The organism is Desulfovibrio sp. (genome assembly GCF_019422935.1).
GTDB lineage: Bacteria > Desulfobacterota > Desulfovibrionia > Desulfovibrionales > Desulfovibrionaceae > Desulfovibrio.
In genome coordinates this window covers 60205-75817 of record NZ_JAHZCJ010000005.1, presented here as the reverse complement: position 1 = coordinate 75817, position 15613 = coordinate 60205, and the positions used below count along the sequence as shown (strand labels likewise).

Annotated in this window: 11 protein-coding genes; 7 read left to right on the top strand and 4 right to left on the bottom strand. The window is 59.7% G+C overall.

The window, feature by feature from the left end:
- The first annotated feature begins 136 nt into the window (after window positions 1-136).
- On the top strand, window positions 137-4483 hold the full coding sequence (locus tag QZ383_RS08065) for an acyl-CoA dehydratase activase (RefSeq protein WP_291444517.1): 4347 nt from the start codon (window positions 137-139) through the stop codon (window positions 4481-4483).
- Between the two features lie 134 nt (window positions 4484-4617).
- Here the strand turns inward: QZ383_RS08065 and QZ383_RS08060 are convergent, their stop codons facing one another.
- Together QZ383_RS08060 and folK are read right to left on the bottom strand one after the other, a co-directional pair.
- Complete coding sequence (locus QZ383_RS08060; protein WP_291444515.1) at window positions 4618-4914, bottom strand: transcriptional regulator; 297 nt, start codon at window positions 4912-4914, stop codon at window positions 4618-4620.
- A gap of 105 nt (window positions 4915-5019) precedes the next feature.
- On the bottom strand, window positions 5020-5535 hold the full coding sequence (folK, locus tag QZ383_RS08055) for a 2-amino-4-hydroxy-6-hydroxymethyldihydropteridine diphosphokinase (RefSeq protein ID WP_291444514.1): 516 nt from the start codon (window positions 5533-5535) through the stop codon (window positions 5020-5022).
- 155 nt (window positions 5536-5690) lie between these two features.
- Here folK and xerD point away from each other — a divergent pair, with 155 nt between their 5' ends.
- The 6 genes from xerD (at window position 5691) to QZ383_RS08025 (ending at window position 13881) form a co-directional block, all read left to right on the top strand.
- Window positions 5691-6620 (top strand): site-specific tyrosine recombinase XerD, encoded by a 930-nt coding sequence (gene xerD / locus QZ383_RS08050; RefSeq protein WP_291444512.1) that lies wholly within the window; start codon window positions 5691-5693, stop codon window positions 6618-6620.
- Window positions 6621-6745: 125 nt separating this feature from the next.
- Entirely contained in the window at window positions 6746-9451 is a 2706-nt protein-coding gene (locus tag QZ383_RS08045; protein WP_291444745.1) for a CBS domain-containing protein, read from the top strand.
- Between the two features lie 20 nt (window positions 9452-9471).
- Entirely contained in the window at window positions 9472-10014 is a 543-nt protein-coding gene (locus tag QZ383_RS08040; protein ID WP_240824413.1) for an HIT domain-containing protein, read from the top strand.
- A gap of 157 nt (window positions 10015-10171) precedes the next feature.
- Window positions 10172-10612, top strand: coding sequence for a LapA family protein (locus tag QZ383_RS08035; RefSeq protein ID WP_291444509.1), 441 nt, complete (start codon window positions 10172-10174; stop codon window positions 10610-10612).
- A gap of 109 nt (window positions 10613-10721) precedes the next feature.
- Window positions 10722-13484, top strand: a complete 2763-nt coding sequence (gene mutS / locus QZ383_RS08030; RefSeq protein WP_291444508.1) for a DNA mismatch repair protein MutS — start codon at window positions 10722-10724, stop codon at window positions 13482-13484.
- The gene (locus QZ383_RS08025; RefSeq protein WP_291444507.1) at window positions 13477-13881 is read left to right on the top strand and encodes a DnaJ family domain-containing protein; all 405 of its coding nucleotides are present in this window, start codon (window positions 13477-13479) and stop codon (window positions 13879-13881) included. Before mutS ends, QZ383_RS08025 begins: the two co-directional genes overlap by 8 nt.
- Before the next feature lie 149 nt (window positions 13882-14030).
- Here the strand turns inward: QZ383_RS08025 and QZ383_RS08020 are convergent, their stop codons facing one another.
- The gene (locus QZ383_RS08020) at window positions 14031-15101 is read right to left on the bottom strand and encodes a Smr/MutS family protein (protein WP_291444506.1); all 1071 of its coding nucleotides are present in this window, start codon (window positions 15099-15101) and stop codon (window positions 14031-14033) included.
- Window positions 15102-15180: 79 nt separating this feature from the next.
- Complete coding sequence (gene secG / locus QZ383_RS08015) at window positions 15181-15564, bottom strand: preprotein translocase subunit SecG (protein WP_291444504.1); 384 nt, start codon at window positions 15562-15564, stop codon at window positions 15181-15183.
- Window positions 15565-15613 lie beyond the last annotated feature (49 nt).

Below are 15613 nucleotides of genomic sequence, written 5' to 3'. Positions count from 1 at the left end.
TATGCAAAGGGGCTTGAATTCTTTTCACGTTCGAGTGTAGCCTGAATTTATGAAAGAAAGTAAATAATTTCTGCTTCAGCTTAATGAAGACATCAGGCCCAAATCACATAAACCTGTTTCATGTGAGGACTTGTTCGTGTCTCCACCACTCTTTTATCTCGGCCTTGATATTGGTTCCACCACAGTAAAACTGGCGCTGCTGAACGGCGACGGCTCTGTTGCCGAAACCCGCTACAGCCGTCACGGCACGGCAGTTCGCGCCACCATGGCAGCCCTGCTTGCCGAAGCTTCCCGGCTCTACCCTTCCGCCACCGTGTGCTGCGCCATGACTGGCTCCGGCGCTCTTGATCTCAGCAATCAGCTCTCCATCCCCTTTGTTCAGGAACTGCTGGCAACAGCACGCGCCATTTCCTATGCTGCGCCGGATACTTCCGTGGCTGTGGAACTGGGCGGTGAAGACGCCAAGCTGCTCTATCTGGGGCAGGATGTGGAACTGCGCATGAATGAATCGTGCGCAGGCGGCACCGGGGCCTTCATCGACCAGATGGCCCGTCTGCTCAGCACGGATGCGGGCGGCCTCAATGATCTGGCGGCAAGGCATTCCACGCTCTACCCCATCGCCTCGCGCTGCGGCGTATTCGCCAAAACGGATATTATTCCCCTGCTTAACGGCGGCGTCCCGCGTGAAGATATTGCGGCCTCCATTTTTCAGGCGGTGGTGGAGCAAACTATCGGCGGGCTGGCCTGCGGCAGGCCCATTACCGGCAAGGTTGCCTTTTTGGGCGGGCCTTTGCACTTTCTGCCCGAGCTCAAAAATCTGTTCATCAAAAATCTTGATCTTGCGGAGGCGCACATTGCGCATCTGCCCCATGCCCAGTGCACAGCCGCCATCGGCGCTGCGCGTTGCGCCATGTCTCTTGAAGAGCACGAAACAGACGCCGAACCGCTCGATCTGGCCGACCTTGCCCGGCGCACCAGCAGTCTTTCGCACGCGCCCAAGGTTGCCGCAGAAAAAATTCTCCCTGCCATGTTTGCCGACAGCGCGGAATACGCACGCTTCTGCCAACGCCACACAACAGCCAATGTGCTGCCCTCGGCCGATATCCGGCAGGCCCGGGGACCACTGTTCCTGGGGCTGGATCTCGGTTCAACCACGGTCAAGGCCGTGCTGGTAGACAACGAGCAGCGCATTCTTGATTCCTGCTACGCTTCCAACGGGGGCAATCCGTTACAGACCTTGATGCCCCCGCTGGCAGACATGCTTGAGCGCATCCCAGAGGGAGCATGGCTTGCCGCATCCGGGGCTACGGGCTACGGCGCGCATCTGGCAGAATCCGCCCTTGGCGTGGATACCGTGCTGGTGGAAACCCTGGCCCACTTCAAGGCTGCCACGCGATTAGTGCCTGAGGTCAGCTATGTCATAGACATCGGCGGCCAGGACATGAAGTGCCTCAAGGTGGATAACGGCGTTATCAGCGACGTGAGCCTCAACGAGGCCTGTTCCGCAGGCTGCGGGGCTTTTCTTGAGAGTTTTGCCAAAGGCCTTGGCCTGAGCATGCAGGAATTTGTAGATATTTCCCTGTACGCCGCGCATCCGGCAGACCTTGGCTCGCGCTGCACGGTCTTTATGAATTCGCGCGTCACGCAGGCCCAAAAAGACGGCTTGCAGATTGCCGACATCGCGGCAGGGCTTTGCTATTCTGTTGTGCGCAATGCGCTGGACAAGGTGCTGCGCATCAAAAATGTGGCAGAACTGGGCGAACATGTGGTTGTGCAGGGCGGCTCCTTTCTTAACGACGCCCTGCTCTGCGCCATGGAACGCACTCTGGGGCGTCATGTGCACCGCCCTGCGGCTTCCGGCCTTATGGGCGCATACGGGGCAGCCCTGGAATCTCTGGAAAAGGCGGAATGCATCAGCGTTCGCTCTTCCATCACCGCCCCGCTTATCCGTGGGCTGGCCATGCGTACGCGCAGCTTTCGCTGCCGCGACTGCGGCAACAACTGCCTGCTCACAGAAACGCGCTTTTCGCACGGTTCGCGCCATATCGCGGGTAACAGGTGCGACAGGTTCAGCGAGGCGCGCCGTGGCGCAACCGTTACGGCTCCCAACCTTGTGGCCTGGAAAAACCAACGCCTGTTCCGCTACGAACCACTGCCGCTGGAATCCGCGCCGCGCGGTAGGCTGGGCATCCCCAGAGTTCTGAATGTCTACGCGCACTATCCTTTTTGGTTCACCCTCTTTACCTCGCTGGGGTTCCGGGTTGAAGTGTCGCCGCCTACCAGCCGCGCTCTGTTTGCGGCTGGCCTGTCGTCCGTTCCCTCCCAGAGCGTGTGCTACCCGGCCAAACTGGCGCACGGCCACGTGCTGGCCCTGCTTGAAAGCGGCATCAAGAGCATCTTCTTCCCCTGCATACCGCGCGAGGCGCAGGAATTTGTCGAAATGTGCGATTCCTTCTCCTGCCCGGTGGCCTGCGGCTATCCGCAGGTGGTGCGCGAAAATCTGCCGGAACTCAAGGATGCCGGGGCAATCATGCACTCGCCCTTTGTAAACCTCACGCACACGGCCTCGCTGGTGCGCAACCTCTGCCGCGAATTCAATCTGCCAAGGGGCGAAGTACGCTCCGCAGTACGGGCAGCACGGCACGAGCAGGCGCACTACCTACGAGAATTGCGCGCCGAGGCGGAACACATCTATGCCGAAACCCTGCGCAACAAGGGCGTTCTGGTGGTTCTGGCTGGCCGCCCCTACCACGCGGACCCGCAGGTGCACCACGGCCTGCCCGACTTCATCGCCTCGCTTGGGGCTGCGGTCATCAGCGAGGACGCCATGCCCCGCAGCTGGACAGGCCACCGCATGTCCTTTCCCCTGAGGGCGCGCAATCAATGGACATACGCCGCCCGCCTCTACCGTGCTGGATTATGGGCCTGCGAGGCAGACCACGGCAACGCGCGGGTGGAGCTTGTGCAGCTGACTTCCTTTGGCTGCGGCATAGACGCCATCACCGCCGACCAGATGCGGGAACTCATGCGCGCCCACGGCAAGCTGTATACCCTCATCAAAATGGACGAGGGCAATGCCTTGGCCTCTGCGCGTATTCGTATCCGCTCGCTGCTGGCGGTGAGCCGCAACAAGGCTGGAGGCAGCACCGCAACCGCCGTTTCTCACGCACCGCCGATATTCAGCAAACGCGATGCGGCCACGCATACCATTCTTGTGCCGCAAATGGCCCCGCTGCATTTGCCGTTCATGACCCAGGCCATCGCGGGCAGCGGACACACCATCCAGTTGCTGCCCACGGTGAGTGCAGAAGCCGTGAGCCTGGGGCAGGCCTATGTAAACAACGATGCCTGTTACCCGGCCATCGTGGCTATTGGTCAACTGTTACAGGCACTGCGCGATGGCGGGCTCGATCCACGCCGCACGGCCCTGCTGCTTTCGCAGACCTGCGGCCCCTGCCGGGCCAGCAACTATCCGGCTCTGCTGCGCAAGGCGCTTAGTGAATACGGCTACGCCCCTGTGCCCGTGCTCACGCTCAATGCCTCGGGGTCAGAGAGCCAGCCCGGCCTGCGGCCGGACCGCGCCCTGCTCTGGCGCATGCTGCTTGGCATGCTTGCCGGCGACATGCTGCAAAGGCTCTCGCTGTTTACAGGCACCTACGAATGCCATGCAGGGCAAACCGAAGACAGGGTGCAGCACTGGCTGCAAACCCTGATTCCAGTAGTGCGCAAGGGGGATGAAACCGCCCTGCGGCAACTGCTGCCCCGCCTGGTGCAGGATTTTGCCTCCATCCGCACGGCTCTGGCCCCCAAGCCGCGGGTGGCTGTTGTGGGCGAAATTCTGCTGACCTATCATACAGACGCCAACAATCACATTGTCGAACAGATCAGGCAGGAAGGCGGCGAACCGCTCTTACCGGATTTTGCCAACTTCATGCTCTACTGCCTGCGAGATGCCGTGTACGACTGGCGGCATCAGGGCGGCAGCGCCTGGGCTGCGCTGGGCAATGCTCTTGTGATGCGCCGCATTGAAGGTGTGCGCCGCTACATGCGCGGCGCGCTCAATACCTCGCCCCTGAGCGCCCACGTCATGCCTGTGGCGCATATTGACGATCTGGCCCGGCTGGGCGAAAGCGTCATGTCCCTTGGCAACAGCGCTGGCGAGGGCTGGCTGCTGCCCGCTGAGATGCTGGAGTTTCTCGAACACGGCACAAACAACATACTCTGCCTGCAACCATTTGGCTGCCTGCCGAACCACGTGGTGGGGCGCGGAGCGTTCAAGGCCGTGCGCCGTCAACGCTCCGAAGCAAACATAATGGCGCTGGATTACGACCCCGGCAGCAGTGAAGCCAATCAGCTCAACCGCATACGGCTTTTCATGGCTATCGCCAGAGAGAAGGAAAAGGAAAGGGAAGAAGCAGCCCGGCATGCCCGGCACACCTATACGGGCACAATGGGAAGCGACAGAGCTTACTGGCAGCAATAGGCCGCAAAAAAACCGCCCGCTGGAATTATCCCGGCGGGCGGTTTTATACTATCGGCACAAAATCACATCATGCCCAGCAAACTATCTGAAGCATAAGGGAACAAAACGGCCTGTTCCAGATACGCTGAAAAAGACTATTCTTCGCGGGGGGGCAGTTCCCGGCCGCCTTCTTCAAGGCGTTGCAGGAACTTGTCACGGCATTCGTAGCTACAGAAACGGTGAACTTTTTCACCGTCACGCACGGAAATAGAGCCATCAACGGCCACATACGCGCCGCATTCGGGGTCTTTTACCATTTCGCCAGCGGCAACCTTACGCTCCATTTCAGCAGCGCTTTCCTGCTTGTTTTCCTTCTGCTTCTTGTTCAGATCATTGGCAAAAAGGCGATATAGGGCGTAGCCCGCCAAAATCAGAATGAGCCACTTTACCATTTGTTATGCTCCTTAATCCCGTGGCACGGGTCGCGTAAGGCTGGAGTGCAGCCCTTTCAGGCATATTAATGCCGTGGAAGACACTATCACAGAGGTTGGCAACCGTCACTGAAAAATTCTGTCCCCTTCCACGCGGCATACTGTACGCGCCAGCCAATCCCTTACGGGCAGGCCGTCTACAACGATCAGAGGCGCAATATCAAGCAATGGCCGCATGACGAAAGCCCGCACCGTCAGCCGTGGATGCGGCACAAGGCAATGGGGATCGGTGCTCCGCTCCTGTCCAAAAAGCAGCAGGTCAACATCAATAACACGCGGCCCAAAACGCAATATTGGATCAGGGCTGCGCACCCGCCCAAGTCTTGCCTCTATGCCCAGCAGGGCGTCCACAAGACTGCAAGGCCGCCAGCAATCACCGGGAAAAAGCTCAATCACCTGATTGAGAAACCAGGGTTGTTCCGTGTATTCCTGCGGCTCTGTCCGGTATATGGGCGATTTCGCACCGATGCCCATTTCCGGTAGTTCCGCAAGGGCTTCAAGTGCTGCTGCAAGTTTTTCTGCCGCGTTGTCGCAGTTGGAGCCAAGGCTCACGTAGGCCCGCAGCGTTGTTTGATCTGCCATCAGGTTTCCTTCAGATAGGTTCCGCCCGCATTTTAGCAAGGTTTGCAGCATAGCTTTTTTCGCGGAAAGGATAAAGCCCACTGCATGCAACGCATCCGGGCGGTTTTGATTGCAAAAGGCTTGCTCCGTTGCGGTAAGGCGGCTAGCATGGGCGCATGGCACATCCACGCACCAAAGCCCCTGCCCTGGCAACCCTTTTACCTCTGTGGCGAGATTTTTTGCTGGCCCAGCGCGGCCTTTCGCCCAATACGGTTGAAGCCTACGGGCAGGATCTTGAGAGTTTTTTTCTGTACCGGCAGGAGCTGGCCCAGGGCGCGTCGGAAGATTCGCTGCCCGACCCCGATGAACAGGAGATTTTTCTGTATCTTGCCTGGCTGCGCGCACGGCAGAACACAGGGCGTACCCTTGCACGCCGTCTTTCCGCCCTGCGGGCATTTTTTGCCTTTGCCGTTGAAGAAGGCAGACTGCGTAAAAACCCCGCTGAGTTGCTGGAAAACCCCAAGTTGCCCCAACACCTGCCGGAGGTGCTGACAAGGGATGAAATGGAATCCCTGCTTGCCCAGCCAGACCTGCGCGACAAAAGCGGCAGGCGCGACCGCTGCATGCTTGAGCTTCTGTACGCTGCGGGCTTGCGTGTTTCTGAGCTGTGCACCATGTGCGTGCCGGATCTTGATTTGCAACGCGGCCTTGTGCGCGTTTTTGGCAAGGGCTCCAAAGAAAGGCTGGTGCCGCTGCACGACCTGATGCAGCAAATGCTGGCAGACTATATCAGCGCATGCAGGCCCCTTTTTACACCCACGGGCAACCAGCTTTTCGTCAACCGCTCGGGCTGCGCCCTGACGCGCCAGTACGTGTGGAAAATGGTTAAAAAATACGCGCTTGAGGCTGGCATCCGCCGCGCCATTTCGCCGCATACGTTCAGGCATTCCTTTGCCACGCACCTGCTGGAGGGCGGCGCAGACCTGCGCGCCGTGCAGATGTTGCTTGGACATGCCGACATAAGCGCCACAGAAATTTACACCCATGTGCAGGCCGAGCGCCTGCGCGGCATACACCATCAATTCCATCCCCGGAGCCGCCAGTGATCCCCGCGCCGGAAACGACCCCACAGGCGGCGTCCGCCCCAAGCACAGCAGATCAGGCAGCCCCAGTACAGGCGGCGTCCGCCTCTGCGGCCTCAGCGTCGCAGCATACAGGCGGGACAACGCTCATCACCTGCCACGCCAATGCAGATTTTGACGCCTTTGCAGCCATGCTGGCGGCCCGATTTCTTTACTCCCCGCACGTGCTGCTCTTTCCCGGCACGCAGGAGCGCGGCCTGCAAAAACTTATTGTCGGGCTGGATACGGCGGAGCTGGGCATTGTGGAAACTCCTGTCATCCCGTGGGAGTCCATAACCCGCCTTGTGGTTGTGGATACCCGCCAGCGCGGCCGCATAAGCCATGTGGCCCAACTGCTCGACCGTGATGACGTGACCGTGGAACTGTGGGATCATCACCCGGATTCTGCGGACGACATCACAAGCCCGCACACGCACATGGCGCACATAGGCTCTGTCACAAGCCTCATTGTGAAGGCCATTTCGGAGCGGGGCCTCAGCCTCAGCCCGGACGACGCCACCCTGCTGGGTCTTGGCATTTATGGCGATACCGGCTCTTTCACCTATTCTTCAACCACGCAGGCTGATTTTATGGCGGCTGCTTGGCTGCTCGGGCAGGGCATGGATGTGAACCGCATCGACGCTCTGGCGGCCCACGAGCTCACGAGCCTGCACATTCAGGCCCTGAACAGCCTGCTGGAATCCACCCAGACGTACAACATCAACAATGTTCAGGTAACGCTTTCAGAAGCGGCCATGGAGCATTATCTGGGTGACTTCGCCTATCTGGCCCACCGCCTCATGGAAATGGAAAGATTCCCGGTGCTGTTTGCCATCGGGCTTATGGACGACCGTATTCAGGTGGTTGCCCGCAGCCGCAACGAGGCCATCAACGTAGGCGACATCTGCGCGGCCCTTGGCGGCGGCGGGCATGCCTACGCGGCATCGGCCTCCGTGCGCTCCATGACAGTGCACGAGGTACGCGATATGATTCTGCGTCACCTCTACGCCCAGGCCTACCCCGATAAAACAGCGCGCGAATACATGTCTTCGCCAGCAGTGGGCATTGAGGCCACCGCCACCATTCATGAGGCGGATGAACTCATGCTCCACTTCGGCCTCAAGGCCGTACCGGTCTTCATGCCAGATACCCGCCAGTGCATCGGCCTGCTGGATGCCCTCACGGCCTCGCGGGCCAGCGCCCACGGCCTTGGCGCATCTTCGGTTGAAGACTACATGACCCGCAGAATCACCACACTGCCGCCGGATGCAACGCTCAAGGATCTGACCACCACCATCGTGGGAGGCCGCCAGCGCCTTGTGCCCATTGTGGAAGACGACAAGGTTATCGGCGTGGTCACGCGTACCGACCTTATCAATGTTTTTGCGCAGGAGCCGGGCCATATGCCGGAACCGCGCACCACCAGCGGCAAGGAGCGCAACCTCGGCAAGCTCATACAGGACAGACTGCCCCTTGCCAGCCGCAACATGCTGCATCTTGCGGGCCGGCTTGGCAGGGAACTTGGGCTGCCGGTCTACGCCGTGGGCGGCTTTGTGCGCGACCTTCTGCTCCAGCGACCCAACCAGGATATTGATCTGGTGGTGGAGGGCAACGGCATAGCGCTTGCGCGGGCGCTGGCAAAAGAACTCAACGGGCGGGTGCGCGAGCACCAGAAGTTCCTCACATCCGTGGTCATTTACACCGATGCCGCAGGGGCCGAAGCCCGCATCGACGTAGCCACGGCGCGCCTTGAGTACTATGAATACCCGGCGGCACTGCCCACGGTTGAGCTTTCGTCCATCAAGATGGATCTGTTCCGCCGCGATTTTTCCATCAATGCCCTTGCTGTGCGGCTTGATTGCGAGCCATTCGGCCAGTTGGTGGATTTTTTCGGCGGGCAGCGCGACATCAAGGAACGCGTCATCAGGGTGCTGCATACCCTGAGCTTTGTGGAAGACCCCACCCGCTGCCTCAGGGCTGTGCGCTTTGAGCAGCGCTACAACTTCCACATCGGGGCAGGTACGGAAAAGCTCATCAAGAACGCCCTCAAACTCAAGCTCATGGACAAGCTCTCGGGCTTTCGGCTGTTCCACGAATTTCAGCATATCTGCGATGAGGACGACCCTTCGGCCTGCATCCTGCGGCTCGACCAGCTTGGCGTGCTGGAGGCGGTTTCTCCCCTGTTGTCGCTCAATCCCACGCGCAAAAACTTGCTGTTGCGGCTTCAGGAAACACTCACGTGGTACAGGCTGCTGTATTTTGAAGAGGCAGCCCAACCCTGGCTGGCCTTCTTTCTGGTTCTCAACCACAACATGAGCTATGCCGACACGGCCAACCATTATCAGCGCATGGGCCTGCCCGAACCACGGCGGGCCGACATTCTGCGCCAGCGCGAGCATATGCGCGTGGTGCGCGGCAAGCTGGAGCCGTGGCAAAAAGACCATGAGGCAGGCAAGGAGAGCATCAGCGCCCTGTGCGCCCTGCTGCGGCCCCTTTCGCTCGAATGCCTGCTCTACCTCATGGCAGACACAAGCGACGCCGCCCTGCAAAAAAACCTTTCGCGCTACATTACCCAGTGGCGCAAAGAAAAAACGGATGTGAGCGGCGAAGACCTGCGCATCATGGGGCTGGAACCCGGCCCCGCCTTTGGACGCATTCTGGACGCCGTGCTTGCTGCCAAGCTTGACGGCACCGCCGCAACGCCAGAGCAACAGATGGATCTGGCGCGCAGCCTCGTGTGCAGTATTGGCGCAAAATCCGGCAAGGGGAATGAAGAACAAACCAGTCGGAATTCTTCACTTGCCCAGCGTTTATAAGAGGTGTATAGAAACCAACTATGAAACAACTATGGGCTCCATGGCGCATTGAGTACATTCTTGGCCCCAAGCCAGACTCCTGCGTGTTCTGCCTCCCCGATCATACGGCGGATGACGAGCAGCGCCTGGTACTGCACAGAGGCCGCATGGCCTTTGTCATCATGAACAAATTCCCGTATAATAACGGGCATATCATGGTGTGCCCATACCGGCACGTTATGCTGCTGGCTGACCTCAAGCCAGAAGAAACCCATGAAATCATGGATCTTTTACAGCAGTGCACGGTAATCTTAAAGCAGCACTTTAACTGTGAAGGCATCAATATCGGCCTGAACCAGGGGCAGGCAGCGGGCGCGGGCATTCGCGAACACCTGCATTTTCACCTGGTGCCGCGCTGGACGGGCGACTCTTCATTCATGGCAGTGTTTGACGAAGTGCGCACCATGCCCGAACACTTGAGCCGCACCTATGCGGCACTGAAACCGTATTTCACGAATGGCGCGGCCAATGGCAAGCAAGACCGCGCCGCTTCCACGCCCGGGCAGGAAGGTTGCGGCTCGTAAGGGCTGCATGACCTTGTGGCGGGGATTGTCTTTTTCGCAGGGGGCGACAAAGACCGGCTGGAGAGCGCGATGCTGTGCCCTCTTGGGCGATGCGGCATTCTCAAAAAGCCCGTGAAGTTTTTTTGAGATAGCTTTATTTAGCCTGAGGAGTATGTCTATGCGGTATATCAAAGTATTTTTGCTCGCCATTCTCTTTTTCCTCGCCCTTGTGTTCTTTTTCCAGAACCAGGGCGAGCTCTCCCAGAGCATGGTGCTCACGCTCAACCTGTTCTTTATTCCCGCCATGTCTTCCATCGCCCTGCCGTTTTATTTTCTGGTCATCGCGGCCTTCGCCTGTGGCGCCTTGATGACCTTGGGCTTTTTGGTGTGGGACAAGGTCAATCTGACCGCCCGCCTGATGAAGCAGAAATGGCAGATCAGCAGCCTTGAGCGTGAACTGGAAAAGACCAAGAAAAAGCTCGGCGCAGACACAGCCCGTGCGCAGTTCTTGAGCAAGAACGGCAAGGCCGAAGCCCAGCCCGCGCCTGTGGCCCCCGCTGCCGCAACTGCTGTTGCCGCCGAAGAGTCGCTGGTTCCGGATCCTGACAAGCAGCACTAGACGTTTCGCAATCCGCTTTGTGGCGCTGTTCGGCTGAGGGTCTGGGCAGCGCCACAATTTTTTATGGCTGCGGTAAGCCGCAACCGTCACCGTCACCCCAAGAATTATTATGTCTGAAGCCCCCGTAAAGCTGACTCCCATGTTTGAACAGTACATGGGCATCAAGGCCGAACACCCCGATGCCCTGCTGTTTTACCGTATGGGCGACTTTTATGAACTGTTTCTTGAAGACGCCAAGGTTGCGGCCCGCGAGCTTCAGATTGCCCTCACCAGCCGCAGCAGGGATGCCGAAAATCCCATCCCCATGTGCGGCGTGCCGTGGCATGCGGTGGAGGGCTACGTGACCCAGCTGATCGACAAGGGCTACCACGTTGCCATCTGCGACCAGATAGAAGACCCGAAGGCCGCCAAGGGGCTGGTCAAGCGGGCCGTTACACGGATTATCACGCCCGGCACTGTGCTGGAAGACGCCAACCTCGCCAGCAAGAGCCATAACTTTTTGGGAGCGTTGTGCCCTTCTGCCTCGGGTGGGGCTGGCGGCCTGGCCTGGGCGGATATTTCCACGGGCCAGTGGTCTGGCGTTGAGTTCAAGCGCGAGGCCGAGCTGTGGCAGTGGGCGCAAAAGCTCGCCCCACGCGAACTACTGGTGCCGGAAGGGGTTGAGCCGCCCCAACGTTGCATTCTGGAAGGCATAAGGCTTGTGCGCATGCCTGCGCCCCAATTTGACCTCAAGCGCGCCACAGAGCGCGTTGTGGCCGCCCAGGGGGTACGCGAGGCAGGTGCTCTTGGGCTGGAAGGCAAGCCGGAACTCATGCGGGCTTGCGGCGCGCTGCTTGTTTATCTGAGCCAGACGCAGATGCGCAACCCCGACCACCTCATGCCCTTTGCCCCCCTTGATCTTGGCCGCCGTCTGCTCATTGACGATGTGACCGAGCGCAACCTTGAAATTTTCTGCCGCCTCAATGGCCGCAAGGGCAAGGGCACCCTGCGCCATGTGCTGGATGACACCATGACCCCCATGGGCGGCAGGCTGCTTGAAGACATGCTGCGCCACCCCTGGCGCGAGCTTGGGCCCATCACACGCGTTCAGGACGCGGTGGCCTTTTTTCATGCGGACGATGCACGCCGCGCCGCATTGCGCGAAGCTTTGAAAAATGTTTATGATCTGGAGCGCCTCTCAACTCGCATCAGCCTCAATCAGGGCGCGCCCCGCGATTTTATTGCCCTGCGCAACAGCCTTGCGGCCCTGCCGGATGTGTACGCCGCCCTGCAAGGGGCTGGCGATGCTTCTGCGGCAGCTCCTGACACAGCTTTTGGCGCGCCCGGTGCTGCGGACAACATGCCCAAGAGCGTTGCCGATGTGGTCAAGTCCTGGGACAACATGCAAGACTGCGCGGCCCTGCTGCAAAGCGCCCTGGTGGACAGCCCCCCTGCGGTCATTACCGAGGGCGGCCTGTTCAAAACCGGCTATAATGCGGAACTTGACCGCTTGCTTGATCTGGCGGAACACGGCGAGCAGAAGCTCCAGAACATGCTGGCCGACGAACAGGAAAAAACAGGCATCAGCAAGCTCAAGCTGGGCTTTAACCGTGTGTTCGGCTATTATTACGAGCTCACGCGCGCGGCCCACAGCGGCCCTGCGCCCTTCCATTTTATCCGCCGCCAGAGCCTTGCCAATGCTGAACGCTTCACCACTGTGGAGCTGAAAGAACTTGAAGAAGAGCTTCTCTCTGCCGCAGACAAGCGCAAGACGCTGGAATACTCGCTGTTTCAGGATTTGCGCACCCACATGGCCGCCCAGCGCGAACGCATCATTCACGCGGCGGATATGGTTGCCCAGCTCGATTACTGGCAGAGCCTCGCGCAGGTGGGCCGTACCAACAACTGGTGCAGGCCGGAGCTTGACGCGGAAGCCAATCTGGACATCCGCGAGGGGCGGCACCCTGTGGTTGAAGCCATGCTTGGCCGCGCCAACTTTGTGCCCAACGACTTTCGCCTTGATGCCGGTCGCCGCCTGTGCCTGCTCACTGGCCCCAACATGGCCGGTAAATCCACCGTGCTGCGGCAAGTTGCCATCATCAGCCTTCTGGCCCAGATGGGTTCCATGGTTCCGGCCAGCGCCGCCCGCCTTGGGCTGGTAGACCGCCTGTTTTCGCGCGTGGGCGCATCAGACAACCTTGCGCAGGGCCAGAGCACCTTTATGGTGGAAATGATGGAAACGGCCCGCATTCTGCGTCAGGCCACCCGTCGCAGCCTTGTGATTCTGGACGAAATTGGCCGGGGCACCAGCACCTATGACGGCGTTGCCCTGGCCTGGGCCGTGGTGGAAGACCTCGCAAAGCGGGCTGGCGGCGACCTGCGCACCCTCTTTGCCACCCACTACCACGAACTGACCGCGCTGGAAGGCCGCATAGCGGGCGTGTTCACCATGAACATCGCCATCCGCGAATACAACAACGACATTCTCTTTCTGCACAAGCTGGTTCCCGGCCCTTCAGACCGCAGCTACGGCGTGGAAGTGGCCCGCCTTGCAGGTGTGCCCGGCCCCGTGGTGCAGCGGGCCAGAGCCATATTGCAGGGGCTTGAGCGCGGACGCGACAGCGCCAGAAAAACCGTGGTTTCCGCGGTGTCCCTGCCGGGCCTGAGCCTGCCTGAGCCAGCAAAAAAAGAGCCGGAGCTGCCGGAGATTGCCGCCGCGCCGCCGCGCTCGGAACACCCGCTTGTTCTGCTGCTGCGCGAGCTTAATCCTGACGAACTCAGCCCGCTGGACGCCCTGCGCCTGCTCATGGAATGGAAAAAACTGTGGAGCGACAGCCCGGAATCTGCCCCGCAAACAGATGCTCTGCCGCCGGACGAGGATAGTCATGAGTAACGCCAATCCATGGTCTGTCATCCAGCTTGTGGCGGAACGCCGCATTGAGGAAGCCCTGTCGCAGGGGGCCTTTGACAATCTGCCCGGCGCTGGCAAACCCCTTGAGCTTGAAGACCTCAGCCATGTGCCGGAAGACATGCGCATGGCCTACAAGATATTGCGCAATGCGGGTTGCCTGCCGCCCGAGCTTGAGGAGCGCAAGGAGCTGAACAGGCTTGTTGACCTGCTGGAGCACTGCGAGGACGAGCAGGAACGCGTGCGCCAGATGCAAAGGGTGCGCTTTATGGTCACGCGGGCCAAAATGCGCTTTCAGCGGCCCATGCAGATTGAGCAGGACGACCCCTATTACGACCGTCTGCTGGACAGGCTGTCCGCCAGTCCGCGCAAGGCGGGCTGATACAGACAGTATTGTCAGACGCCAGCCCCACAAAAAGCACAATGGCCGGGATATTCCCGGCCATTTTTGCGTCAAATCTGCATATCCCCGATTCTGACCATGTGACGCCCTATGGATTGAAACAGAAATAAAACTTCCAGTGGCCTGCCCTAGTACAGGTCAGCATCCGCCGGCATTCTTTCCCAGTAAATACGGCCTTTTTTGCGATACTTGCGCAGCAGCACGTAGACACTGCCCGGCCCGCCGTCATGGGGTTGGGCAGTGCAGAAGGCCAGCACCACTCGCTTGAAAGGATCCTGCGTCAGCCAGCTTTGCAGCTTTTCGCGCAGAACACCCATGCCGTCAGGCGAATTGCGGCCACGGCCCGGCACCACCAGCACCGTGCGCAGGCCCTTGTACCAGCTACCCTTAAAAAAGCCACGCAGAGCTTCAAATGCCTGCATCGCATTGAGGCCGTGCAGGTCAAGATGGGCCTCCGGACTGAGGCCGCCAGCACGTAGTTTGTTTAGAATCATCTGGTCAAGGCCGACCACATGCCCTTCTAGGTATTCGTCAGAGAAGGTCAGGGCAAACTCCAGCTTGCCGTCCATGAAGTCCTGAAGGCTCAACTCCCCATGCGGCGGTGGTGTTGTCGGGGCGGGAGCCGGAACAACATCACGCCCGCCGCCAGTGAGGGGGCTTACCGTGCCCATGGCGGCAAGAAAGGCCGAGGCCTCGTCATCTTCATCATGTTGAACGGGGTCAACGGCGGCGCTGCCTGGTTCCGACTTTCCAGATGACGCCGGGCCAGATGAGGTCTGGGTAGGCGACGCATGACTACTTGATATTTGGGCCGTTCCCGGTGCCTTGCCCTTGGGTTTGCCAGCTTCAGCTGTTGCGCCTCTGGCCGCAGTTTTTTTGCCCTTGCCGCGTTCTTCAGCCAGTGCATCTGCCATGCTGGCCAGAGTGCCTCGCTCTTCCAGCGAAAAACCCGGATTTGCAGCCTTGCGGCTGTTTTTGGCAGGGGTCACGCTGCTCACGGCGTTCAAAAACAGATCGCAATCTTCATCCGAAACTTCAGCAGCCTGCGTAGTGCCAGCAGACACGATAACGCGCTTACCCTTGCCCTGCCCGCGGTGCGCAGGTTTGCGCTCACTGCCGCCGTTTTTTTGCTTTTCGGGAAATTTTTTTGCATTGAGCGCGCGGAACGGATTTGCCCCAAAGGCATCTGCGTCAGACATAAGGGCTCCACTCATGGGTTATGCTAATAAAAAAAGCCGCAGCACAGGCCGCGGCTTTAACAGTAAACAGGTGCTGCGCTTATTGAGCCGCAGGCGCCGGGGCCTTCTGCTCGGCAGGAGCAGCGGGTACCACAGGAGCCGGGGTCGCTTCCGCACCGGGCGTGACAGCCGGGGCGGCGGGCCTGGGAGCAGCAGGCTCTTCAATCTTCACGTCAAGAATCGTAGACTGACTGGAAGGACGCGAGCTGGTCACGAGGGTGTAGCTGAGCGACGTGATAACAAAAATCACGGCCATCAGGGCAGTCAGTTTGGCAAGAATGCCGCCTGCGCCGCCGCTGCCGAACACAGAGCTGTTGCCACCGCCAAAAATCACGCCCATGCCTTCCTTGCCCGCCTGAAGCAGCACAAGAATAACCAGCAACACGCACACAATGATATGCAGCGTAAGAATGAGAGTCTGCACGAATTCCTCCTCGCCGTCCGGCCACTGCCCGATGGCGCGCCCGAAGTGG